Source organism: Brevibacillus brevis, from assembly GCF_900637055.1.
Taxonomy (GTDB): Bacteria; Bacillota; Bacilli; order Brevibacillales; family Brevibacillaceae; genus Brevibacillus; species Brevibacillus brevis.
Genome location: NZ_LR134338.1, coordinates 1,536,844 through 1,558,546, shown reverse-complemented (window position 1 = coordinate 1,558,546; position 21,703 = coordinate 1,536,844). Strand labels below are relative to the sequence as shown.

19 protein-coding genes, 2 tRNA genes and 1 riboswitch are annotated in these 21,703 nt (G+C 47.0%); of the genes, 7 read left to right on the top strand and 14 right to left on the bottom strand.

Going from position 1 to position 21,703, the window contains the following annotated elements:
- Positions 1–208 precede the first annotated feature (208 nt).
- Genes EL268_RS08075 through EL268_RS08065 form a run of 3 tightly spaced genes read left to right on the top strand, consistent with a single transcriptional unit; the run spans position 209 to position 4,115 of the window.
- Positions 209–1,783, top strand: a complete 1,575-nt coding sequence (locus EL268_RS08075; protein WP_106657469.1) for a spore germination protein — start codon at positions 209–211, stop codon at positions 1,781–1,783.
- Entirely contained in the window at positions 1,784–2,890 is a 1,107-nt protein-coding gene (locus tag EL268_RS08070; protein ID WP_106657468.1) for a GerAB/ArcD/ProY family transporter, read from the top strand.
- A complete protein-coding gene (locus tag EL268_RS08065; protein WP_106657467.1) occupies positions 2,883–4,115 on the top strand; it encodes a Ger(x)C family spore germination protein in 1,233 nt (410 codons plus the stop codon). Before EL268_RS08070 ends, EL268_RS08065 begins: the two co-directional genes overlap by 8 nt.
- 228 nt (positions 4,116–4,343) lie before the next feature.
- Here EL268_RS08065 and EL268_RS08060 read toward each other — a convergent pair whose 3' ends face one another.
- Both EL268_RS08060 and EL268_RS08055 read right to left on the bottom strand, forming a co-directional pair.
- On the bottom strand, positions 4,344–6,305 hold the full coding sequence (locus tag EL268_RS08060) for a hypothetical protein (RefSeq protein ID WP_106657466.1): 1,962 nt from the start codon (positions 6,303–6,305) through the stop codon (positions 4,344–4,346).
- A 120-nt stretch (positions 6,306–6,425) separates the two neighbouring features.
- The gene (locus EL268_RS08055; protein WP_106657465.1) at positions 6,426–6,950 is read right to left on the bottom strand and encodes a type 1 glutamine amidotransferase domain-containing protein; all 525 of its coding nucleotides are present in this window, start codon (positions 6,948–6,950) and stop codon (positions 6,426–6,428) included.
- Between the two features lie 427 nt (positions 6,951–7,377).
- Here EL268_RS08055 and EL268_RS08050 point away from each other — a divergent pair, with 427 nt between their 5' ends.
- Positions 7,378–8,262 carry a carboxylesterase gene (locus tag EL268_RS08050; protein WP_106657463.1) on the top strand — a complete coding sequence of 295 codons (885 nt, stop codon included), beginning with the start codon at positions 7,378–7,380 and terminating at the stop codon, positions 8,260–8,262.
- Positions 8,263–8,393: 131 nt separating this feature from the next.
- On the opposite strand, the gene EL268_RS08045 is transcribed toward EL268_RS08050, so the two are convergent.
- The 3 genes from EL268_RS08045 to EL268_RS08035 all read right to left on the bottom strand — a co-directional run bounded on the left by EL268_RS08045 (position 8,394) and on the right by EL268_RS08035 (position 9,193).
- Positions 8,394–8,476, bottom strand: a tRNA-Leu gene (locus tag EL268_RS08045).
- Between the two features lie 17 nt (positions 8,477–8,493).
- A tRNA-Pro gene (locus tag EL268_RS08040) sits at positions 8,494–8,570 on the bottom strand.
- Positions 8,571–8,686: 116 nt separating this feature from the next.
- A complete protein-coding gene (locus tag EL268_RS08035) occupies positions 8,687–9,193 on the bottom strand; it encodes a hypothetical protein (RefSeq protein WP_106657462.1) in 507 nt (168 codons plus the stop codon).
- Between the two features lie 134 nt (positions 9,194–9,327).
- On the opposite strand from EL268_RS08035, the gene EL268_RS08030 reads away from it, so the two are divergent.
- From EL268_RS08030 to EL268_RS08020, 3 genes are all read left to right on the top strand, one after another.
- Positions 9,328–9,552: a hypothetical protein gene (locus tag EL268_RS08030; protein WP_106657461.1), complete on the top strand. Its 225-nt coding sequence runs from the start codon at positions 9,328–9,330 to the stop codon at positions 9,550–9,552.
- 98 nt (positions 9,553–9,650) lie between these two features.
- Positions 9,651–10,076: a metallothiol transferase FosB gene (fosB, locus tag EL268_RS08025; RefSeq protein ID WP_106657460.1), complete on the top strand. Its 426-nt coding sequence runs from the start codon at positions 9,651–9,653 to the stop codon at positions 10,074–10,076.
- A 154-nt stretch (positions 10,077–10,230) separates the two neighbouring features.
- Complete coding sequence (locus EL268_RS08020) at positions 10,231–11,952, top strand: protoglobin domain-containing protein (protein ID WP_115984441.1); 1,722 nt, start codon at positions 10,231–10,233, stop codon at positions 11,950–11,952.
- A gap of 5 nt (positions 11,953–11,957) precedes the next feature.
- On the opposite strand, the gene EL268_RS08015 is transcribed toward EL268_RS08020, so the two are convergent.
- The 9 genes from EL268_RS08015 to EL268_RS07975 all read right to left on the bottom strand — a co-directional run bounded on the left by EL268_RS08015 (position 11,958) and on the right by EL268_RS07975 (position 21,655).
- Positions 11,958–13,061 carry a chymotrypsin family serine protease gene (locus EL268_RS08015; RefSeq protein WP_106657458.1) on the bottom strand — a complete coding sequence of 368 codons (1,104 nt, stop codon included), beginning with the start codon at positions 13,059–13,061 and terminating at the stop codon, positions 11,958–11,960.
- A gap of 678 nt (positions 13,062–13,739) precedes the next feature.
- A complete protein-coding gene (locus EL268_RS08010; protein WP_106656976.1) occupies positions 13,740–15,050 on the bottom strand; it encodes a nucleobase:cation symporter-2 family protein in 1,311 nt (436 codons plus the stop codon).
- A 32-nt stretch (positions 15,051–15,082) separates the two neighbouring features.
- Positions 15,083–15,673 carry a xanthine phosphoribosyltransferase gene (locus EL268_RS08005; protein ID WP_015892653.1) on the bottom strand — a complete coding sequence of 197 codons (591 nt, stop codon included), beginning with the start codon at positions 15,671–15,673 and terminating at the stop codon, positions 15,083–15,085.
- A 230-nt stretch (positions 15,674–15,903) separates the two neighbouring features.
- Positions 15,904–16,005, bottom strand: a riboswitch (purine riboswitch).
- Between the two features lie 136 nt (positions 16,006–16,141).
- A complete protein-coding gene (rsgA, locus tag EL268_RS08000) occupies positions 16,142–17,227 on the bottom strand; it encodes a ribosome small subunit-dependent GTPase A (protein WP_106656975.1) in 1,086 nt (361 codons plus the stop codon).
- A gap of 243 nt (positions 17,228–17,470) precedes the next feature.
- Positions 17,471–17,734: a hypothetical protein gene (locus tag EL268_RS07995; RefSeq protein ID WP_106656974.1), complete on the bottom strand. Its 264-nt coding sequence runs from the start codon at positions 17,732–17,734 to the stop codon at positions 17,471–17,473.
- 97 nt (positions 17,735–17,831) lie between these two features.
- Positions 17,832–18,053, bottom strand: coding sequence for a WYL domain-containing protein (locus EL268_RS07990; protein ID WP_106656973.1), 222 nt, complete (start codon positions 18,051–18,053; stop codon positions 17,832–17,834).
- Positions 18,054–18,210: 157 nt separating this feature from the next.
- Positions 18,211–19,452, bottom strand: coding sequence for an MFS transporter (locus tag EL268_RS07985; protein ID WP_164724447.1), 1,242 nt, complete (start codon positions 19,450–19,452; stop codon positions 18,211–18,213).
- Positions 19,453–19,728: 276 nt separating this feature from the next.
- Positions 19,729–20,352: a YcnI family copper-binding membrane protein gene (locus EL268_RS07980; protein WP_106656971.1), complete on the bottom strand. Its 624-nt coding sequence runs from the start codon at positions 20,350–20,352 to the stop codon at positions 19,729–19,731.
- A gap of 16 nt (positions 20,353–20,368) precedes the next feature.
- Positions 20,369–21,655, bottom strand: a complete 1,287-nt coding sequence (locus tag EL268_RS07975; protein ID WP_106656970.1) for a copper resistance CopC/CopD family protein — start codon at positions 21,653–21,655, stop codon at positions 20,369–20,371.
- Positions 21,656–21,703: the final 48 nt, after the last annotated feature.

Sequence of the window (21,703 nt, the reverse complement as noted above, 5' to 3'; positions counted from 1 at the left end):
TTCATGATCAAAAGACAAAAGACGATTTTTTGAACTTCCTTTTTACTACTCTCTATTCTACCATGCCGAATGTAACATAGGTCACAGATGAGTTCAATTCAAAACTATGAAAGATTTAGCATTCGCCTATTCTTCCGCATAATTTTCCTCTCATCTGGAAAAAATCGCACTAACATGATATTCGCATTCTGAACGGGAGGAACTTCAAATGATGCGCAGATTTTTATCCCATCGTCGCAAAAAGAAAACTTCCTCTCTTATCACGCAGCGTTTGCAGCAGCGAAATGATCCTACACAGACACTATCGACCAGTTTGCAGCAAAACATGGAGACGTTTAAGACCGTGTTGGGCAGCCCACACGATTTATTGATTCGTTCCTTTTTTATCGGCAACACCAATCATCGCTGTGGTGTTATTGCGATTGATGGATTGGCGAACTGCGATATGCTGGATACGCAAGTACTCGGACATATCCAGTTGATGATCTCGACTGCTTCCAAAGTGGTGCCGACTGAACCCGATGAGATTGTCCAGATGCTCTATGAGGAAATCCTTTCTGTCGTCGAAATATCGAAAGCAACGGACTTCACAAAAACACTCGAAAGCATTCTTTCTGGGGATACAGCCCTTTTCGTAGATGGAACGGCCGAAGTCATTATTATCGACAGCAAGGGATGGAAAACCCGTTCCGTCGAGGAGCCGGTCTCGGAAGGGCTGGTGCGAGGTCCCCGGGATGGCTTTTCAGAGAGTATCCGGGACAACACCGTTCATATTCGCAGACGTGTCAAAGACCCGAGCTTGCGCTTTGAAGGGTCCATCGTAGGGAGACGAAGCAGGACAGATCTGATCATCGCCTACATTGAAAACATCGTTGATCCAGAATTACTGAATGAAGTGCGGCGGCGAATCTCCACGATCGATATCGACGAGGTAGAAGAGTCCGGTTTTATCGAGCAATGGATTGAAGATGATTTTTTGTCTCCCTTTCCTCAGGTTCACAACACGGAGCGTCCCGATAAAGTGAGCGCTGCGCTGTTTCAAGGCCGTGTTGCGATTTTGCTCGACGGAACTCCGATGGTGCTTATTTTGCCTGTGACGATTGGTTTGCTCCTGCATTCGCCAGAGGATTACTACGAGCGTTGGATTGTAGGTACTTTGGCAAGACTTTTGCGGTATTTGGCAGCTTTTCTGGCCGTCTATTCACCTGCTTTTTATATTGCTCTCGTCACCTTTCATCCCGGCTTGATCCCGTCTGATCTCGCCTTCTCGATTGCAGCCACACGTGATGGGGTTCCTTTTCCCGCATTCGTAGAAGCGATCATGATGGTGACGACGATGGAGCTGTTGCAGGAAGCCGGATTACGATTGCCAAAGCCGATCGGCCAGACAGTCGGGATCGTCGGCGGTCTCGTCATCGGTGACGCTGCGGTATCTGCGGGCATCGTCAGTCCGGTCATGGTCATCGTTGTTGCCCTTACTGCTATCGCTTCGTTCGCCATACCTGCTTATCACCTCGCCATCGCCTTTCGGATGATCCGTTTTTTTGCGATGTTTATGGCAGCCATTTTTGGAATTTATGGCGTGGTGTTAAGCTTTATCGCCATCATGATTCATTTGTCCAATCTGACCAGCATCGGGTACCCTTATTTGGCACCTCTTGCTCCACAGATGCCAAGGGACTGGAAGGATATGATTTTGCGGGCACCTGTTACCTTCTTGAAGATCCGCCCAGATGCTCTTCACCCGAAAGACGAAAATCGAATGAATACAGGAGGGTCGTAAGTGAGCGCACAAACCTTGGCGGAGAAAATGATCAGCAAAAATCATATGGGGATCAGCATCGCCTCAGTCACAATCGGCGTTGGCATCCTGACCTTTCCCCGCTCCCTAGCCAAAGCAACAGGGGCTTTCGACGGATGGATTTCGGTTGTTTTGAGCGGTTTCTGCGCGTGTGTGATTGGCTGGCTGCTTGCCAAGCTGGCGGCTCGCTTTCCCAGACAAAGCTTCTTTGAATTCACCTCGATCATCGCAACCAAACCAATCGCCTACATCCTGACCTTGGTCGTCTGTATTTACACCATGCTTTTCGTCTCGTTTGAAATCCGGGCGATCGGAAATATTGCCAAGCAATACTTGTTTTACAATACACCGGTTGAGATGATCACACTCTCCTTTCTGTTGATCGTTCAATACGCCGTAGTCGGAACGCGCGTTTCCATGCTGCGGCTCAACTTGCTCTTTCTCCCTGTCGTTCTCCTCGTCATGCTCATCGTCTTGCTCTTTACGACCCAGCTGTTCGAGGTAGAAAATATCCGGCCCTTCTTTTCTTCAGACTGGCCCGCACTCATGGAAGGAACAAGAGCGGTCGGACTGTCTTATTCAGGCTTCGAGATTATCCTGTTTTACACCATGCTGATGAAAAACCCGAAGGAAGGGGCAAAAGCCGTAACGTTAGGGCTCTCGATTCCCATTCTGCTCTACATGACCATCTACATGTTTGTCATCGGGGTCTTCTCTGCTGACGTAGCAACGAACTTGACCTATCCAACCATCGAGCTGGCAAAAGAGGTAGAAATCCCTGGCGGCTTCTTTGAACGGGTGGAATCCATCTTCTTTACCATCTGGATCATGACGATCTTCAACACCTGTGCGATGTGGCTCGATATTACGGTGCTCAACTTGCAGTCCATGTTCCACAAGGTGCCCAAAACGGTTTGGGTGCTCATTCTTTCTCCCATCATTTATTTTGTCGCGATGCTCCCGCAAAACCTGGTTGATTTCTTCACGTTTGCAGACAGCATCACCTATTTCGGAATGATCGTCGTCTATTTATGTCCGATTTTGCTGCTCCTCATCGCTGTCATACGAGGTGTAAAGGGTCATGAATAGAAAGCTCACTGCCTTCTGTATATACCTGCTTCTCTCGACGTTGCTGGCTGGCTGCTGGGATCAGGTTCAAATTGAGGAACGAGGATTTGTCGTGGGCGTAGGGATTGATATGCCTCGCACGAAAGAAACCGAGCAGCAAGCCAAGCAAGAGGCTCCCGACAAACCTCCCGTTAAAGAACGCTTTCTCGCCACACATCAATTCGTCGTGCCCGGTGGGTTGGTCTCAGGCGGTCAAGGAAGCGGAGGCGGTCAAAACACAGCCAATGAGGCTTTTCACAATCTCGTATCTGAAGGGGATTCCCTTTTTGAGATTTCCCGCGAATTGGCTACCCGAACCAGCCGATCCCCGTTTTATCAGCATATGAAGATCCTGATCGTTTCTGAGGATGTCGCCCGTACCAAAGACGGTTTTGCCAGGGCACTCGATTTCTATCTGCGTGATCCAGACTCAAGACGAAGCAGCAAGGTCTTTATCTCAAAAGGTCTTGCCAAAGAAGTACTGGAAGTCAAACCGAAAACAGAAAAGCTGCCAGCCATTTACGTTAACTCTGTCGCGGAGAATGACGATAAAAATTCCCGCATGCTTCCAGATGTCCGATTGGGCGATGTCCACGAGGAGCTTCTTAGCCCCTACAGTTTTGTGGTTCCACGAATCAGACCCGAAGAGCAAGAGGTAAAATTAGCAGGTGCGGCCGTTTTTGCTCATGACAATCAGTTGATGGGTTTTCTCGGGGAGGAAGAGACGGAGGGACTGAATTTTCTCACGGGAAATATTAGCGGAGGTATGCTAAAAGGCAAGATGAAAAACAACCTCGTCTCGATGAACATTCAAGGGATTAAGCATAGCATAGAAGCAGATTTGCGAGATCGGCAGCGCATGAAATTCACGATCATAATCGAATGTGAAGGCACATTAGCCGAGTCTTACGCTACAATGGATTACTTGAATCACATGGCGATGGAGAAGCTTGAACAAGTGTTTGCCGAAGAAATCCAGCGAATGAGCAATGACACCATCAGAAAGGTCCATAACCAGATGAAAGTGGATGTCATCAAGCTTGGCAGCTATCTCAAGCAGCATCATTTTTCGCTATGGAAAAAGATTCGGCAGGATTGGGAAACAGGGCAGCGTCTGTATGAAAAAAGTGAGATAACCGTTCAAGCAAAGGTCTATCTGCGCAATATCGGTGCAATTAACCGTACCGAACGCCAAAACAACAGGTGATCCCATGTTCAAATTTTTAGGCGTCGTCCCTCCGTATTTGACCTTAGCAGGGACGGTCTTGTCGTTTTTGATTCCCTATCTTTTTTATAAAATCAACAATAAAATTCACGAGCTGGGCGATCCGCCGTGGAAAAAAAGGAATAACTCCAATTCGTAACAAAGACTCTATCACCATCAAAACAAGGGCTTACTCAGCATTCCGAGTAAGTCCTTGCTTACTTTCTTTGTTCACTTGCTATTTAAAAATTCTTCATACGATACACGGTTATAATTATTTTGCCGACTTTCGAGACCTTGGATTTCATTTTCGAGTTCATAGATTTGTTTTATGAGTACTTGCATGCGTTCTTTTGCGTGCGTCTTCGACGTGATCTCCTCTCTTTTCACTTTCTTTTTGGAGCTTTCTATTTGTTCATCCAATTCCTCCTCTTCCTCTCTAAGCTCCCCAACTCTCCTTTTTAGATTGATCAAACGCAGATAATCTTGTTTTGAATCTGTTACGCACTCCACTAGTTTCCTTGCATACTCAGGATAGGTTGTATCTACTACTCCCGTATATAACCGACGACTTTCTCGATGATCTTTTATTTTTAATAAGGTCCGCTTCAGTTCCGTAAGCGATTTTATATGTTCTTCGATCTGTACCGGACTTGCTTGTTCATTTATTTTCGTGGCTAGGTCGTTCCATGTTTCCTTTCCCAACCGAAAGATTTCCAATTCTTCCTGTTGAACGGAAAACAAATCTAGCCAATCTTCATTCGCATCACGTAGCTTTTGATAATCGTTTTTGATCTGACATTCATTTAACCGCGTGATAAAAAAGCCTTTTATTTGGCCATGAATGTGTTGATTGATTTGTTTTTTGGGAAGAAGCTCAAATTTTGCTGGTTTTTTTACGTCTTCAATGGCTTCAATCTCATGGATAAGCTGTTTGATTTGCTCCAGCATTTTTTCTGCCTTTCCTAAACCGTTGGCGGACTTTGCGGCCCTTCCTTTTTGAACATCACCATAGTGGGCTACTTTCTTTCCTTCCTCTCCCTTCCAATTGATCGGATTCTTATTTTTCTTTCGATCAATCGGTAGTGCTTGATGCATGGAAAAGTGAATATTTTTCACCCATTCGATATCATCGAAGTCTTCGGAACCTTTATCAAAAAGTTTTTTATCGCCTGTATCGTCTGCTAGCCATAGATTGTATCTGGCAGTGGTGTCTTCTTTTGTATAATCCAAATTCGCTTCGTCCATGGTTTGCGAATACTGATCATAAGAAGATGATCCGTCTGTCGGAGAACCAAATTGTCCATCATTGATCATCAGCGCAGTGGCATCCCATTTAAACGGAATTCTTACAGGAAGCTGAATTTCCCACGGTTTATCCGAGTCTATTTCTTTCAATATGCCCCGTTTCTTCAATTGATCCTGATCCACGGAAAAGTTATATTGATCGTATTGCAATTCAACGGTGTACTCATACTTTGTTCCGACGTCTGCCTCTCGAAGCATTGCCTCGATTGTATTATTATACGATTGTTGATTATTTTTCTTATCTTGTGGAGCAACATTCCATTGCTGATCTGCTTTTTCTCCCCGTAGAATCTGATAGCCGACCAAATGACCCCCATTATAACTGGCTACTCGGTGCTTATCATTCCCATCACGTATGAGCGATTCTTCATAACCAAGATTGCCGATAGCCGTCACAAGTGCTGACGCATCACGGTCAGAATTCCAGCCTTTTTTAGTGATCTCAGCGGTAACGGAATGTGGCCGGTCGCATGTATCGCCTAATTCTTTTGTAAAATGGAAAAACGATTGATTCAAATTTCCTTCCCCGTATACCTCCTTTAATAGCCCCCAAAAGGTGGGAAGTCCTTTATCTGCTTTCACATCCGTAAATTTCCCGTCATCTCCGACGGCATTTTCGAAATCATCTTTTTCGTATGTATCCGGCTTGTCCGCTTTCATTTTATTGAGATTGTCTTGATTGAGTTTCCTTTGGATGACAGGCATTGAAGATTGCTTTTGATTTTGCAGCAGCTTCGTCATTGCCTTGTTTCCTACTTTTTTGGCGAGTTGTAAAACGGGTGGCATATTTCGGTGGGAATTTGGTGGGAGAAGCGTATTTTCAGGTAGATGTGCGTTGCTAGCCATGTCATTTACTACTGGGACATGATCCTGATTTTTGAACACCTTATCATCCCCTAATAGAATGAAGATTCTTCCTTATATTGTAACAAGGCAGACAGAAAAAATGAATCAATAAGAAAAAGAGCGAACCCGTCTATGCGAGCAAGCCCTTTCTTCCTCTTCCTATTGTTGTGCCAGCAAATCAGCAAACGCTTTGGCATAAGCCGGGAGATCAGGCGGTCTACGGGAACCGACAATGTGACCGTCTACCACGACCTCTTCATCCACCCAGATCGCTCCTGCATTCTCCATATCATCTTTAATGCCCGGTGTCGATGTTGTAGTTACCCCGCGCAAAATTTTTGCGGAAGCCAGCACCCAACCCGCATGGCAAATATGTCCAATCGGTTTTTTCGCCTCGTGCATCGCAACTACAAACGACAGCACCTCCGGATAGCGGCGCAGCTTGTCCGGTGCCCACCCTCCTGGAACGAGTACACCTGCATAGTCGGCAGGATTGACCTCTGCCATCGCTTTGTCAGCCTCGCACGGTACACCGTACTTCCCTATATAGACGTGATTCGCCTTCGGGCCGACGAAATGGACGATAGCGCCTTCCTCTCGCAGTCTCATTACCGGATACCAGAGCTCGAGATCCTCAAATTCACTTTCGACGAAGCAAACTACTTGTTTTCCCGCAAGTCTCAACGTTCTCGCCTCCTTTTCCTTCTATACTACGCTATTGTAGCAGGTACAAAAGGAAAAGACAGCAGGTACATGGATCAAGCATGCATCCCCTCGGGAGTAGGTATGTACATGGCAACTTTGGTCCCTTTTCCCATTTCAAAGATGGCAACATCCGCGCAGAGATCGGCAAACAAGCGGGACGCTTGCTCCCCTATGGATGTAAAAACGTGTTTTATCAAGCTAAAGGAATGAAGCAAAGCAAAGAGAACACACTGTTATACTATTTTTAAAATCCTGTTATAATCGATTTATTCCATTGTTCTATATAGAACGATTGACGATGAAAAAATGCTGTATTATATTTTTATTGAAAGCTGTTTCAGATGAAACTCAGATTTCCCTCACGTATTTACCCATCAATTTAAACTCGATTGGAAGGAAGATTTGTATGTCTAACCATGCACCGATCATTCCATCACTAAGTGATAGCGGCATTCACTATTATCAAACCTATGAAGAAAGCCTTGTTCTTTGGCCAGTTCATCACGAAACATTTTATGTACCTACCCGTTTTGGTCAAACGCATATCATTGCAAGTGGACCAAAGAATGCACCACCACTTGTATTGCTGCACGGAGCATTGTTTAGTTCCACCATGTGGTATCCAAATATTGCCGAATGGAGCAGCAAATACCGAACATATGCAATTGATATCATGGGTGATAAGAACAAAAGTATCCCTGTAGATGTAAACGGTACGAGAACGGGTTACGCTGATTGGCTTCTTGAAGTGTTTGATAATCTGGGTATCAAAAAGGCGTATTTGGTTGGACTTTCGCTTGGTGGGCTTCATGTTATGAATTTTGCTTTGCGTGCGGTCGAGAGAGTAGAAAAGGCAGTTTTACTTAGTCCTGCGGAAACTTTCGTATCATTTCATCCAAATTTCTACAAATACGCACTTGGCCTTTTTGTCCCTAACGGAGTTGGGAATTTTTTAAAGTGGATGATGGGAGATCGTTACGTGTTACATCCAAATTTTGCAAAACAGTTTCATGCAGGAGTTATGTGGCAGGATGAAGTAAGAAATCAAAAACCTAAAGCTGATGGATTCCCGTATGTTTTCACTGACGACGAATTAAAATCAGTAAAAGTTCCGATTCTCTTATTACTTAGCGAGCACGAAGTCATTTATGACCCGCAATCTGCCTTACATCGTGCTTCGGCTTTTGTTCCCGGTATCGAAGCGGAAATCGTAAAAAATGCGGGCCACGTTTTGTCGATGGAACAGCCAGAATACGTTAATGGACGTGTATTGAGTTTTTTAAATAAATGAAAGACAGTATAAGTTGAATTCATAGGTGTATGTAGGACCCGTATCATGGAAGATGATTGTAAGAAAAAAAGTGAGAAACAGGCCTACTCACTGTTCCCCACCTTATAACGAAAACCATATGTATAGATTGCTGGTGCCGGTAGAGGGACTTGAACCCCCACGGTTTCCCTCACGATTTTGAGTCGCGCGCGTCTGCCAATTCCGCCATACCGGCCTATTCAAAATAAAACATGGTCGGGAAGACAGGATTCGAACCTGCGACCCCTTGGTCCCAAGCCAAGTACTCTACCAAGCTGAGCTACTTCCCGATTTCCAGCAATATCGGACATTCTCTCATTCGACAATTTCCGATAAGTATTGCAACACTTACATACTATACAGGCAAATCGAACCAATATCAATACCGGATTTTTTTGGAATATAGTCATTTTTTCCTATTTTTTAACTTCCCTCTCCATGGTGTACAGATTTTTCCACATGGTATTTGTCGTTTCAGGAAATCCTGCGGAAGGTTAAACGGATAGTCCAGTGGATGACGCCCTACAACGATCCAGCGTCCATTCGGAAGCTTTTTCAACTGGTACACACGGAAGAATCGATCACTTGCATCGAAGGCAAACCATACCACAAGCGTCGCACACCTGCTGCCCGAAGACAGGACCTTTGATTTTACAATCGGTGGCGCCCCTATCGTATCACCTACAGGGATCGCAAGCCGTCCGTTTATTCGCCGCAAATCAAGATTGCCGATCACTCGATTTGCCAGGCAAGGAGTCATGAATTTTTGCAGGAAGCGGCGAATTTTTAACTTGGAATTGAACCGCTTTGGCAAAATGATTCCGCGATCCTCTACCCGCTTATGGGCGGAAAAGATAATCGTAAAGAAAGCTTGCTCTGCCGATCGAATGACCTGCACCCATTGCTTTTTCATCTGACGTCCCTCCCCCTGTCAGACTATGCATCACGGGAGGAAAACGGTTGGACGCGTATCCATATACATAATCTGTTGCGGACAGGGCAAATTAAGACGGTGTTCGGATCATCAAAACCCGCAGGAGGTAGACCATGCCTAGCCCAATTAACACCGACTCGCTTAAAAAAGCAGAGGTATCCACCACGCTGGCAAAAAATATGATTACGCAAGCGATCGAGCAATCTGCAGCTAATCCACAGCTCGCCGAAGAAGCCTTGAAGCAAGCCTCTCAGGAAATTGCCCAAGCGCAAACGATGGTGTCCCAAGTGCAATCCACGCTGCAAACCCAAGCGCAAGCTCAACAAAGCAAATCTTAAACGAAATGCAGGCAGACCCGCACTATACTGGTGGTTTGCCTGTTTTCCCCATACAATAGCAATAGTTGAAGATTATTGCTAAAAAGGTGGGGAACGTATTGCCGCAACTCCAAGGATTGAATCATTTGCTTTTCTCTGTTTCTGATCTGGAAAAATCTTTTTGTTTTTACCGGGATGTACTGCATGCCAAACCACTTGTACGAGGTCGCAAGCTGGCTTACTTTGACTTGAATGGCTACTGGTTAGCGCTGAATGAGGAATCAGACATCCCACGCAATGAAATTGCTCACTCTTATACACACATGGCCTTCACTATCACAGAAGAGTCATTTGATGAGTGGTACGCTCATTTGGAAAAGCATGGCGTTACCATTTTGAATGGACGGGATCGTTCGGAGCGGGATAAGCGCTCCATTTATTTCACAGACCCTGATGGGCATAAGTTTGAATTACATACAGGGACGCTCCAGGACCGTCTTGCCTATTATCGGGACGAAAAGCATCATATGACCTTTTTTGAATGATGAGTGGTGTTGCCCAATTCTTAATATACTTTTCACAAATTCACAATAGTTCCAAGGATTCAACTACATTCGTAAATGCTATAATCTAAAAAGCACTTATGGCCTATTCTTCCTATGAATAGGCCCGTTTTCCGTAAAAATATGGAGGGATTTTATGTTTGGTAAGCGTGGCGCTCAAACCGTTACCGCCTCAATTCAAAAAAGCGATGTCCAAATACCCGATCAGCTACAGGCGAAAGTTCATTTTTTGCAAATGAATCAGACAGACCTTGATCGGTTGAAACAAATTGAACCACTCCTATCAGAACACCTAGAGGCTATTACAGAGCGTCATTACCACATGCTCCGCCAATACTCCCATCTTATGCAGATCATCGAAACGCATACGACGGTTGATCGATTGACCGTATCCTTTCGTCACTATTTGCAATCGCTTCCACATGCCAAGCTAGACGACGCCTATGTAGCCGGGCGCCAAAAAATCGGAGAGGTCCACAGCAAAATTGGACTTGCGCCCGAATGGTATACGGGCTCTTACTTGCGGGTCTATGAATATTTGATTCCAGCAATCGTCAACACCTATTCGAAACGTCCGCAAGAATTATCTTCCGTCCTGTTGGCACTCATCAAGATTATCACGCTTGATTCGCAAATCGTCCTCCAATCGTATCAGGAGGACAATGATTACAAAGTCATCGATCGCCTGGGCGAAGTTCTGGAGTTAGTGATTCAGATCGATAAATTCAAGCATGTGCTGGACACGCTTGAAGGTACGACAGAGGAAGCTGGCAATGTGGGATCTGCCGCCGAGCAATTAAGCGAATCTGTGCAAAAAGTGGCTCAATCAGCCGTCTCTGTCGCAGAGAGTGCTTCCACTACAATCGAGCAAGCGACGATGGGCAAAGATATTATCCAAGAGTCGTTGACCAGCTTTCTTTCCATGGCAGATGAATTCCAAGAGATGCAAACAAAAACCTCTCAGTTAATGGCGTCCATTGCAGAAGTTTCCCAGGTTGTTCAAGTCATACGCAATATTGCCGATCAAACCAATCTTCTTGCATTGAACGCATCGATTGAGGCAGCACGTGCCAATGAACACGGGCGTGGCTTTGCTATCGTGGCAGATGAAGTGCGAAAGCTCGCTGAACAGACCAAACAATCCGTTCAAAGCATTACAGCCACAATGAACAATGTCCAGAATGAAGCTGTCCAAGTAAAAGAAACGGCCACTCTCATGAGTGACCATTTTAACGATAAAGTGACTCAGACACGTGATGCGATTGGAATATTAGGAGAGATTGTGCAAAATATTGAGACTGTCGGGCATTCTACTGGACATATCGCAGCATTGGCACAAGAGCAGTCGGCTGCCACAGATGATATTTCGATGCGCATATCGCAAGTCCTGACGAATATGGAGCAGGTCTCTTCGCACGTCTCGAATGCAGGTAAAAACGTCTATGATGTTGGCGCCGGCATAAACAGCCTGCACAAGCTGAGCATCACGCAAACGAGCCACTTAAAGACTAAGCATTACTTGCGAATCGTCAAAACCGACCATCTCTTATGGAAATGGTGGCTGTACAACTTCATGCTTGGGTATCACCACATTGATGAAAAAGAACTCGTCGACCATCATCAATGCCGCTTGGGGACTTGGTATGACGAGGCCCTGAACAATCCATCCGTGAGCACCTTGCCCTCTTTCAAGCAATTAGTTGCGCCTCATCGACAGTTCCACGAAACTGTTCGGCGGATTTACCACTTGGTCAAGCAAGGAAAACTAGAGGAAGCAAAAGCTGCTTTTGATGCGCTAGAAGATATCTCACAACACATTCTCCACCTGCTGGATCAGTTAGCCAAAGAAGTTTCCTAAAGCTATTATCTATTCGTCTTTTTCTTGCCCGGCTGCCTTTTGGAGGCAGCTTTTTTTGTTTGGACACGTTTTAACTCTGCGGGAGATAGCGGTCTGGTTCGAGCGGTGTTGCGCTTGACTCTTTTTGCTTTGGCAACTGACCTGCCGACTCTCCCTGCTGATCTTGCTATCCCGACGCCAAACGCTTGCAAGGCCCAGACAACCGGATACGAAATCGAGAGCCTGCCATTGGCTGAACCGGCAAAATTCACAGCTGCAGCGTAGTTGCCCGCAGTCAGCCAAACAGAGCCGGAATCTCCAGGCAAGGAGATGGGAACCGTACTTCTGATGACCGTCTGATTCCGAAAACGGATAGTCCCCAGTCCTCCGTAGTTCCCGTAGCTGACATCAATATCGGTGTGGATCGATTCAACCGTTCCCCATGTCAGCCCTGATGAACGGCCCACTTTTTTCAATCTGCGCCCGATGCCATACGAACGAATAACACCTGGTACTCTCCCTACCGTTGCATAACGAGGGGCAAGAAGTCGATTTGAAGTGGGGATACTAATCGCCGCATCTATTCGATTCACTGCATTTCTCCGAAGCCGAACATACCGATACAAGCGTCCGACTCGATCTCTCCCTGAACGACCACCGTCTGCTCCACCAGGCTGGATGGTCTCGGTATAGCCGCTCGTATTGTTACGATTCAGGACGTGATTGTTGCTCAACACGTACCGTTGGCCTCCTCGCGCAACGATTAACCCAGCCGTTCCGGACCCCCCTGGGTGGCCGATGCTGTATCCAGCGATCACAGGTCTGATTCTGCTGCGATAATTCGTTGCAGAGGGTCGTACAGCAGGATGACAATGGCACCGTCCAGAGATGACGGTTCGAACAGGAACGGATACATGTGCTGTCGCCGTCTGTCTTTTGACAAGGACGCAGCTCGGGCATCTCTTCTTCACAGCAGCACTTGCATTAACGGTATACATCACAATGCAAGCGCCGCCTTTTTTGTTTTTTCCATTTGCGTAGCCAATCCCGATGCCAATTACGCCCGGCATTCGCTTCCATCTTTTGAGCAAATGCTTCTTGGCCAGGAGCGCTTCCTGAAAGGTTGCCATGGCACCCCTTCCTTTCTGCAGGTAAGTTTGCTTTACATGGTCATCGTATGTAAAACTTGGCCAGCACTGTTGGACGCTTGTCATAGTGGGGAAGCCTTTTTTAAAAACCTCTTGTTCGAGCTGTCGTGGTGGGAGGAAACAGGAGAAAACGCTCCAGCTTCTTGGGCCACCCCCTGTGGGATGGACTGCCCGGCTCCATGAAAAAAAGCGAAACCCGCGTCCAAAGTGGTCTATTCAGGAGGCATCTCAGAGGTGGACGCTAAAAGCTTGTTTCTCTTTTTTTCATTGCGCCTCGGTCGGTGTCCCAAAGATCTTCGCTGTTTTCTCCTGTTTCCTCTACAAGCTTCCCCGATAAGAGGGTTTTAAAAAGCCTTACTAGATTGAAGAATGTAATCAGCTACGCAAGAGAAGAATATTTCCAGACGTAGCGACTTGTACAGTCCTACCGAGCGGAGAAGGGATTCGCGGGCAACAGAAACGCAACCGTGCCCAAGCTACGAAGCGGCTACCACTTTTGCGTTTCCCCGCGAATCCCTTCGGAGCGGGCAGTCCAAACATCCCGAGGGACGGAGCCTGGAGCCTAGACTGGAAATATTCTTCTCTCCACCGCAGCCACTTTACAAAGAAAAACCGCCACTCCCTGTCTAACCAGGAAATAGCGGTTCTTATCTGATGATGTTAAGACGCTTCCGAAACAGTTACATTTGCTGGAGCAGTCTGAGATGCTTTTTTATTCGTGTGAACGAGCAAAATATTCAAAATGACTGCGGTCAAAGAACCTGTCACGATACCATTTTGCAGCATCATTTTTGCCAAAGTAGGCAGTTGATCAAACATTGCCGGAACCGCAGCAGAGCCTAGTCCAACAGCGATACTGCAAGCAGCGATCAGCAGATTTTCGTTTTTGTTCAGATCAACCTGCGAAAGAATATTGATACCAGATGCAACTACCATCCCGAACATGGCGATCATCGCTCCACCCAATACCGCATTAGGAATGACCGTTGTCAAAGCAGCCAGCTTCGGCAATAATCCGAGAACAACCAGGATTCCACCAGCACCAATCATCACGTCGCGCGATTTAATGCCAGTCAAGGAAACCAGACCGACGTTTTGCGAAAAAGCCGTGTATGGGAATGCGTTGAAAATGCCGCCCAGTACAATGGCGACCCCTTCCCCGCGCAATCCTTTGACTACATCTTGATCCGTTACTTTTGTATCCGTCACTTTACCGAGTGCAAAGTAAACGCCTGTGGACTCAGCCATGCTGATGATGTTGACAAGAATCATGGTAACAATGGCCACAATACTGAACTGTGGTGTACCGAAGTAAAACGGTTCAACCACGCTAAACCAAGAGGCTTCCGCAACACTCGCGAAGCTGACCATCCCCATCATGTAAGCGACAGCCGTACCGACAATCAACCCGAGCAATACAGAAATCGCACGAATAAATCCGGTAAAGAAACGATTAATAAGCAAAATGATAACCAACGTTCCTAAAGCCAAAAGCAAATTGTGCGGTTGTCCAAAGTCCGGCATGCCTTGTCCGCCAGCCGCGTTGTTCATCGCAACAGGAATGAGCGACAGTCCAATGATCGTAACAACTGAACCTTGTACCACGGTTGGGAAAAAGCGCAGCAGCTTGCCAAACAGCGGAGCTGCCAAGACAACGAATATACCCGATACGATAATGGCACCGTAAGCGGTCGCTAGATTACTCGTAGAAGCAATCGCGATAATCGGTCCTACTGCTGTAAACGTACAGCCTAGCACAACGGGAAGGCGAATCCCTGTATAACGCGTGCCAAGGACTTGCAAGAGCGTCGCGATTCCGCATGTGAAAAGGTCGGCAGCAATCAAATAAGCGATTTGCGTTGGAGTCAGATTCAAAGCACCACCGATAATCAACGGTACGACGACGGCTCCTGCATACATGGCAAGAATGTGCTGTAAGCCCAAAGTAACAATCTTATGTTTGGCTAGCATGAGTGAACCCTTACCTCCTATTCATTTTTTGATTATACGCGCGCAGGCTCTTCTTCAATAAAGTGAATGCCTTCTGGTGACATCGATTCAATACGTGCCAATGATTCGATTCGTACGCCAGCTTGCTCCAAGAGACCGCGGCCTTCCTGGAAGCTTTTTTCAATAACAGCGCCAACTCCGACGAGATGAGCACCGGCATCTTTGACAATATTCGTAAGCCCTACCAGAGCAGCTCCCGTAGCCAAGAAGTCATCGACAATCAATACGCGGTCTTCTTTGGACAAGTACTGACGGGAAACACTGATTTGATACGTTTCCTGACGGGTAAAGGAATGAACAGGAGCAGAGTATACTTCCTCTGTCAGCGTGACAGCTTTTTTCTTTTTCGCGTAGATAAAGGGAACACCCAATGCAAAGGAAGTCGCCATAGCAAAATGAATTCCACTTGCCTCAATCGTCACGACTTTTGTGATGTTTTCACCAGCGAACAGCTCGGCAAACCGCTGCCCGATCTTCATCGTCAATTGTGGATCTACCTGGTGGTTCAAAAACGCATCCACCTTCAAAACGGATGCCGACAGTACCTTGCCGTCCTGTACGATGCGCTCTTGTAATTCTTTCATCAATTCTTCCTCCTCGGATATGGTTCCGGCCACGTTGATACCTGCGGCCTGCTGAAATATAGAAAGCCCAGAGCGGACAGTGTCACAAGCGGGCTACGTAACAAACCAACGCCAAGTGAAACTGTCCCTCTGGGCTTTTATCCCTTAGGTGTGACACATCTTAGTGCCTGCGTCGCTCGGACCAGCTTTCTTTCACCCTATTATTGGAATAGGAAAGAAAGAGACGGAACCCTAGACACACTTTCACTCGTAGTCAGATGATTTACGGTCACCTGGTAGAAACGGTTGGGCCTTATTCCCAAAATTATACGAGCTACCTATCTATTTATTTCGAAGTGTAATAACGAGTATTGACCAAATCTATCATAACTCCCTCGTTGTGGGCAAGCGTTAATTTTTGAAAGAAAAAGGAAGCGCTTACTTGTACAAATAAAGGAAAGAGCCCTGATTTCTCAAGGGCTCTCGCACTTATCTCTTCGGTTTTTTCTGACGCATTTGAACGTTGATCTTCTTCCATTTATCCCTTTCAGCGGCAGCAAGCCTCGCGTCTTCTTTGCGTGCCAGATGTGCCAATTCGCGTTGAAGCTTCAGGTAACTGTCAAAGCGTGCCTTTTCCAATGACCCTTCATGGATGGCAGCTTGAACAGCACAGCCAGGCTCGCGCATATGCTTGCAATCATTGAAACGGCATGTTTCCGCAATGGACTCGATATCGTCAAAGGCACCACGGAAGCCTTCATCTGCCTCCCAGAGCTGCAGCTCCCTCATGCCCGGTGTATCGATCATCAGAGCACCACTCGGCAATCGGAACAGTTCGCGATGTGTCGTCGTATGGCGGCCACGGTCATCACCTTCACGCACGCCACTGACTTTTTGCATCTCCGCTCCGCTCAATTTATTGATCAACGTGGATTTGCCAACACCAGAGGAACCCATCAAGGCAATCGTCTGTCCCTCGCCCAAATACGGTGCGAGCTGATCCAGTCCTTCTCCCTGCTCAGCACTGACTACGTGAACAGGTACTCCGATCGCAACTGATTCTACCTCTGCCATGCATGCATCCAGATCGTCACACAAATCTGCTTTGGAAAGCACGATCACCGGATTGGCTCCACTTTCCCACGCAAGAATGAGATAACGTTCCATCCTGCGTAGATTTAAATCATTATTTAAGGAATTCACGAGAAAAACGGTATCGACGTTAGCCGCCACAATCTGCTCTTCCACAGTATCCCCAGCTACTTTGCGGGAAAACTTGCTCTTACGTGGAAGAAGTCCGTGGATGGAGGCTTTCTTTTCCTCTGGGCGGGCACTGATCACTACCCAGTCCCCGACAGCCGGAAAATCTTCTCGTCCGATGGCTTCATAACGAAGCTTACCCGTTACTTCGCCCAAGAGTTCGCCATGCTCACTCCACAGACGATAAATACGTTTATGTTCGAGTGTGATACGTCCCACACTGTAGCCTTGCTCGGCATAAGGGGCAAAATGATTAGCAAAATACTCATTCCAGCCCATAGATTGCAATACTTGTTGATTGGTTAGTTGATTCACTGCGGATTCCCCCTGCAATTGGTTAAATATATGGCTATCAGCCAGAACCAGTCACAGTCGAATCCTCATTTGGTGAACGGTATTACTGTTCGCTTGAAAGGAGGATTCCTGTGACCCCGACTACGACACTCTGAACAAATTTGATGGCTACCATAAAACATCTCTCCTTTAGCAAACCTACCATTCAGGTTTGGAATCATATTTCCCAATTATTGTACCATAATGAAACAAAATGCAACAGCGTCAATCTCCCCCGCCGCCGCCTCCTCCGCTATCTCCGCCACCACCGCTGTCTCCACCACTTCCGCTACCGCTGTCATAGCTATCCCAACGATCGTCTGAATCGTGATTTCGATGATGGTGATTGTGATTGCTGTCTACATAGAAGGCGCCGCCTCCGCTGTCTGAAGAGGAATGAGAGCGCCTACTTCCGCCTTTTGTGGCTTTGGACGCCAAGACAAATACTACGATCAAAAACATGATGACGATGACCATGAAGAACTCCATTGTTGTCCCCGCCCTTCCTCTTTTTTGAAGTTGTTTACCTATTTAGTATAACATAGTATGGCTGGAATAGGCTGGGGGCATGGAGGGTGGTTCCTTTTCATCCGGTAAAATGTCCAGACACAGGTGCGATCGCCAAAATGTTATCCAGCATAAACACACGGTACGCCTTCCTCATATAACAGTATGCTTTCAAGCTCCCTTTGTTCACATCGATTTGCACCACACGAATCGTACGCCTGCTAGCCTCTCCATCCTTCTTCAAATAGATGATCTCCACTGCTTGCTGCCGCGCCGCGTACCTTCTCAACTCCAGAATCATCAGGCTATCACCACCACAAAATGTGTCTTCTTGTTGTTGAGATCATCATATCAAAAGAGAACGCACGTTCGCAAGTTAGTTTACAACACCTAATTATTGCCTCAACAAAAAAGGCATGCGCCCTAAAAATGGACACATGCCTTATGCTTGTTACAACTCAGCGCCTCCTAAGCGCACGTCCGAACACAATCAGAATCGGTGCCAACAAGATGGCCGCCGCAACCAGCGAAGCGCGAATCGAAAAACGGGTCCCAATCCATCCGACAGCCGGACCACCTGCCGTTTGTCCCAAGGCATTGGACTGGCCCATCATCGACAAAACCGTCGCCCGCACACTGCTCTCAATGTTCAAATTCAGCCACGTATCATACAGCGGACTGCTTAATGACTGGATCACGCCGATCAACAGCAATGCTACTAATGCCCAGCTAAAGCTAGGGGAAAAGGCAAAAGCAATCATCGCTGCAATTTTGAGTCCCGTCAACATGAACATCCCCACAAGGACAACTCGCTCATTGTTCACATCCAGCCTTTTTTCCACAACGCCTACTACGATGAGGCCGAGTAAGCTTGCGAGTGCGGCAATGATCCCGAACCACATCGGCATCGAAATAGCAGCGAGCTCTGGAAAGCCAATTTCTGCGATCAAATGCGCTTCCCACAATCGGTCATACCCTTCAGAAGCCGCACCCGTAAATAGCGTCACGAACAAGATCAGCATGAGAATCGGCTGACTGCGAATCACTTTGGCACCCGAAGTCCACGTCTGAATCATTTCCTTCACGTGGGAAGCACCTTGCTCACGCTCACGAGGAACAAAACCGGTCTCCTTCATGAACAGAATCAAAAAGATACCAAGCCCCATATACATAAGGCCACCTATGAGGTAAGGCAAGTTAGAAGCGAGTGTTGCCAATGCTACACTAAGTGCTATCCCAAGCAGATTCCCAAACAAGGAGTAGCGCTTGGCCTTCATGAAAATTGTACCGATCTTCTCTTCTCCGACCTCATCCACAATCCATGCAGTATCCGCTCCACTGATAAACGTATACCCGAGACCACTGATAACTTGCGAAAACAGCACCAAACCGAAGACAGAAACCAACGGTATCCAAGCATCAAGCGCAGGGACGATCCCCTGCATCGCAAATCCGATTCCCAGCAAAAACATCCCGATAATGACGGAACGACGGCGACTGTACGTATCCGCCACTACACCTGTTATCCCTTCAAACACCAACACGGATAGCTCCAATACTGTCCCGATCAATAGCAATTCAAACGGGTTAAAACCCAGTGTCACAATGTAGTAAAGCGCATAGGTCGTGAACATGGTCGTATTGGCCAGGGAAGTCAAAAAACTTTTGATCGTATATACTTTTGTCGCATTCATGAACATGGAAGCAGTATCCACCTTTTTTTAGGCAGATGACGCGTTCCGTTTTCACATACTGATCGTTACTCTACAATCCTCTACTGTGCAAAATGCGTACGCGTCATACTGCCACTCTTATTTTTCCTTCCTGTGTACTTGCTTGCTCTGAATAGTGTTTTTAACATGTGATATACACCTCCGAAAGTAATTACAGCTATTATAGAATTCTTTCAATTGCCACACAATGGAAAAAGCTGTGCAGCATGATTGGACACACTGCACAGCTTGATTATGAAGCACTTACGCTTTTTTTCTAAACAGACCAACGATGGAGATCAGCAACGCCAAACCGGAAAGTACCAATGGCAAGGTGTTGTTGCTGCCTGCACCCGCCGCTTCCCCGGCAGGAGCGGTTGCTGGCTTTTGTTCTTGTCCATGCTCGTGCCCTGCTTCGCCTACACCAGCCTTAATGGTAGTGACAGACGCTGGCGTTTTGGAATCCTTGTCCCCTGTCCATTCCACAACCTCGCCATTTGCATAGGTCTGATAAGCCTTCCAAGCCAATTGACCCTCTTCTTTCGGGTTTGCCCCCACAAACGTGAACTCTTGGAATTCATGCGCCTTGATTCCGCCTTCTGTTGCTGTCCACACAAGCGCTGTGTTCACACCGTCTTTATCTTTTTCGAACTCGTAGGACCAGCCCGGAATCGGCTGTACGGAATTCACCTTCACACCTGCTGGGAATTCCAGCTTCACTTTTGTCGTGTTGACGTCTTTTTCTACCGGGACACGCACGGTGTATTTTTCATAGGAGCCTGTAGTTGCCTCTTTCGGATATACGTTCACGTGTGCTTGTGCTGCTGTCGCCAACGTCAAAACTGCACCTGCTACCAGTACACTGCTCATCCATTTTGTCATTTTCATCGTATGAAATCCTCCCCTAGTTTGAATCTGTTTGAATCACGGCCTGATTATTTGTCGTAGCAGTCGGGTAGTTGATCTGGCTCATCCAAAGTCCAGCCAGAACAGCGATAATCCCGAATACAATCTCCCAACGCAAGTAAGATGGCTGCAAGGAATTTTTCGTCCGCCAGCGTCTTGTTTGCCTAAAGGCTAGAAGAAGCATGAGGCAGACACTTGCGATTTTTCCGTATAACAGATAGCTCCATGCCGTTGCACTCTGGAAAATGCTCATGACATCCGTCTGCACGATGAGCATGACAACACCCGTCGCGACAGCAAGCACAGACGCCACAGCAACTGTCTGCAAAAAGAATCTCTTGAACGACTCCTGTCCTCGTTCGGCCGCTTTGACTGTGAGTAGCAAGTAGACAAGCGCCCCCATCCACACGGCGACCGTCAAAACATGCAACAGTCTCAGTACAAGGGACAGCCAGACAGGAGCAATGCCCCATGCATGACCACCAAAAGCTTGTGCGCTGATCACGAGAACCCAGATTCCCACATACCAGCCGGACACCATATTAGGGATCGCAACCAATAACAGCGATGCAAAGGACACCAGCAACATGATCGCAAACGGGGACTGACTGAGCAAGTTCCCGTCCATCTGCCACAGTGCTTGCGTAAGTGATACAGCGGTTAACGATTCGTCATACAAGAACCACAGAAAGATAAGTCCGATGATCGCCAAACTCCATCCGATTTGTCTGCCAATCCCGATGAGCTGGGCAAGCGAAGGCAAGCCATGACGACGCGCTGCCCACGCTACCAGATACAAGCCGCCACCCACGAGAATAATCCCTTGCGCCAAATAGCGGTACATGATCAAGTAGCTTGAATCTGCTTTTTGCTCACTTGGCGGAATCACAACCGCACTTTTTTGTCCGATGGAAAACGTGAGCTTCTCTTCGATCGGATGTCCGTCCTCGGAAACGACAGATACGATAACCGAATACGTCCCTTCAGCCAAATCGCTCGGCAGTTTCGCATTCAGCTGCGAGGCGTCGCCTGGCTGCAATGTCGGCCGCTCCACTTTTATTTCCTTGCCATCCCAGTCAAATAAACGCACGTTAACAAGATCGGGCTCCAATGTTTCGGTAAACCGCGCAGAGATTTGTCCTGGATTCGCCTTCAGTACCTCACCATCTTGCGGTGAACTGCTCATCAAGCCAGCATGGGCGTAAGCAGTTGTCATACCCGTTGTCAGTACAAGTAAGAAGGCGAGCAAAAACACAACCGCATAATGTCTGATGTTGTCTGTCACCCTATCACCTGCTTCCTTATTTCGTCCTTAATCCTATCAAAATAGTAC

Bases quoted from the DNA above. Each gene is read 5' to 3' on its own strand.
- EL268_RS08020 (WP_115984441.1), top strand. From the start codon at position 10,231: ATGTTTGGTAAGCGTGGCGCTCAAACCGTTACCGCCTCAATTCAAAAA.
- EL268_RS08065 (WP_106657467.1), top strand. From the start codon at position 2,883: ATGAATAGAAAGCTCACTGCCTTCTGTATATACCTGCTTCTCTCGACG.
- EL268_RS08035 (WP_106657462.1), bottom strand. From the start codon at position 9,193: ATGAAAAAGCAATGGGTGCAGGTCATTCGATCGGCAGAGCAAGCTTTC.
- EL268_RS08015 (WP_106657458.1), bottom strand. From the start codon at position 13,061: ATGGCAACCTTTCAGGAAGCGCTCCTGGCCAAGAAGCATTTGCTCAAA.
- EL268_RS08005 (WP_015892653.1), bottom strand. From the start codon at position 15,673: ATGAAAGAATTACAAGAGCGCATCGTACAGGACGGCAAGGTACTGTCG.
- EL268_RS08075 (WP_106657469.1), top strand. From the start codon at position 209: ATGATGCGCAGATTTTTATCCCATCGTCGCAAAAAGAAAACTTCCTCT.
- EL268_RS08050 (WP_106657463.1), top strand. From the start codon at position 7,378: ATGTCTAACCATGCACCGATCATTCCATCACTAAGTGATAGCGGCATT.
- EL268_RS07990 (WP_106656973.1), bottom strand. From the start codon at position 18,053: ATGATTCTGGAGTTGAGAAGGTACGCGGCGCGGCAGCAAGCAGTGGAG.
- EL268_RS08030 (WP_106657461.1), top strand. From the start codon at position 9,328: ATGCCTAGCCCAATTAACACCGACTCGCTTAAAAAAGCAGAGGTATCC.
- EL268_RS07985 (WP_164724447.1), bottom strand. From the start codon at position 19,452: ATGTTCATGAATGCGACAAAAGTATATACGATCAAAAGTTTTTTGACT.
- EL268_RS07980 (WP_106656971.1), bottom strand. From the start codon at position 20,352: ATGAAAATGACAAAATGGATGAGCAGTGTACTGGTAGCAGGTGCAGTT.
- EL268_RS07995 (WP_106656974.1), bottom strand. From the start codon at position 17,734: ATGGAGTTCTTCATGGTCATCGTCATCATGTTTTTGATCGTAGTATTT.
- EL268_RS08010 (WP_106656976.1), bottom strand. From the start codon at position 15,050: ATGCTAGCCAAACATAAGATTGTTACTTTGGGCTTACAGCACATTCTT.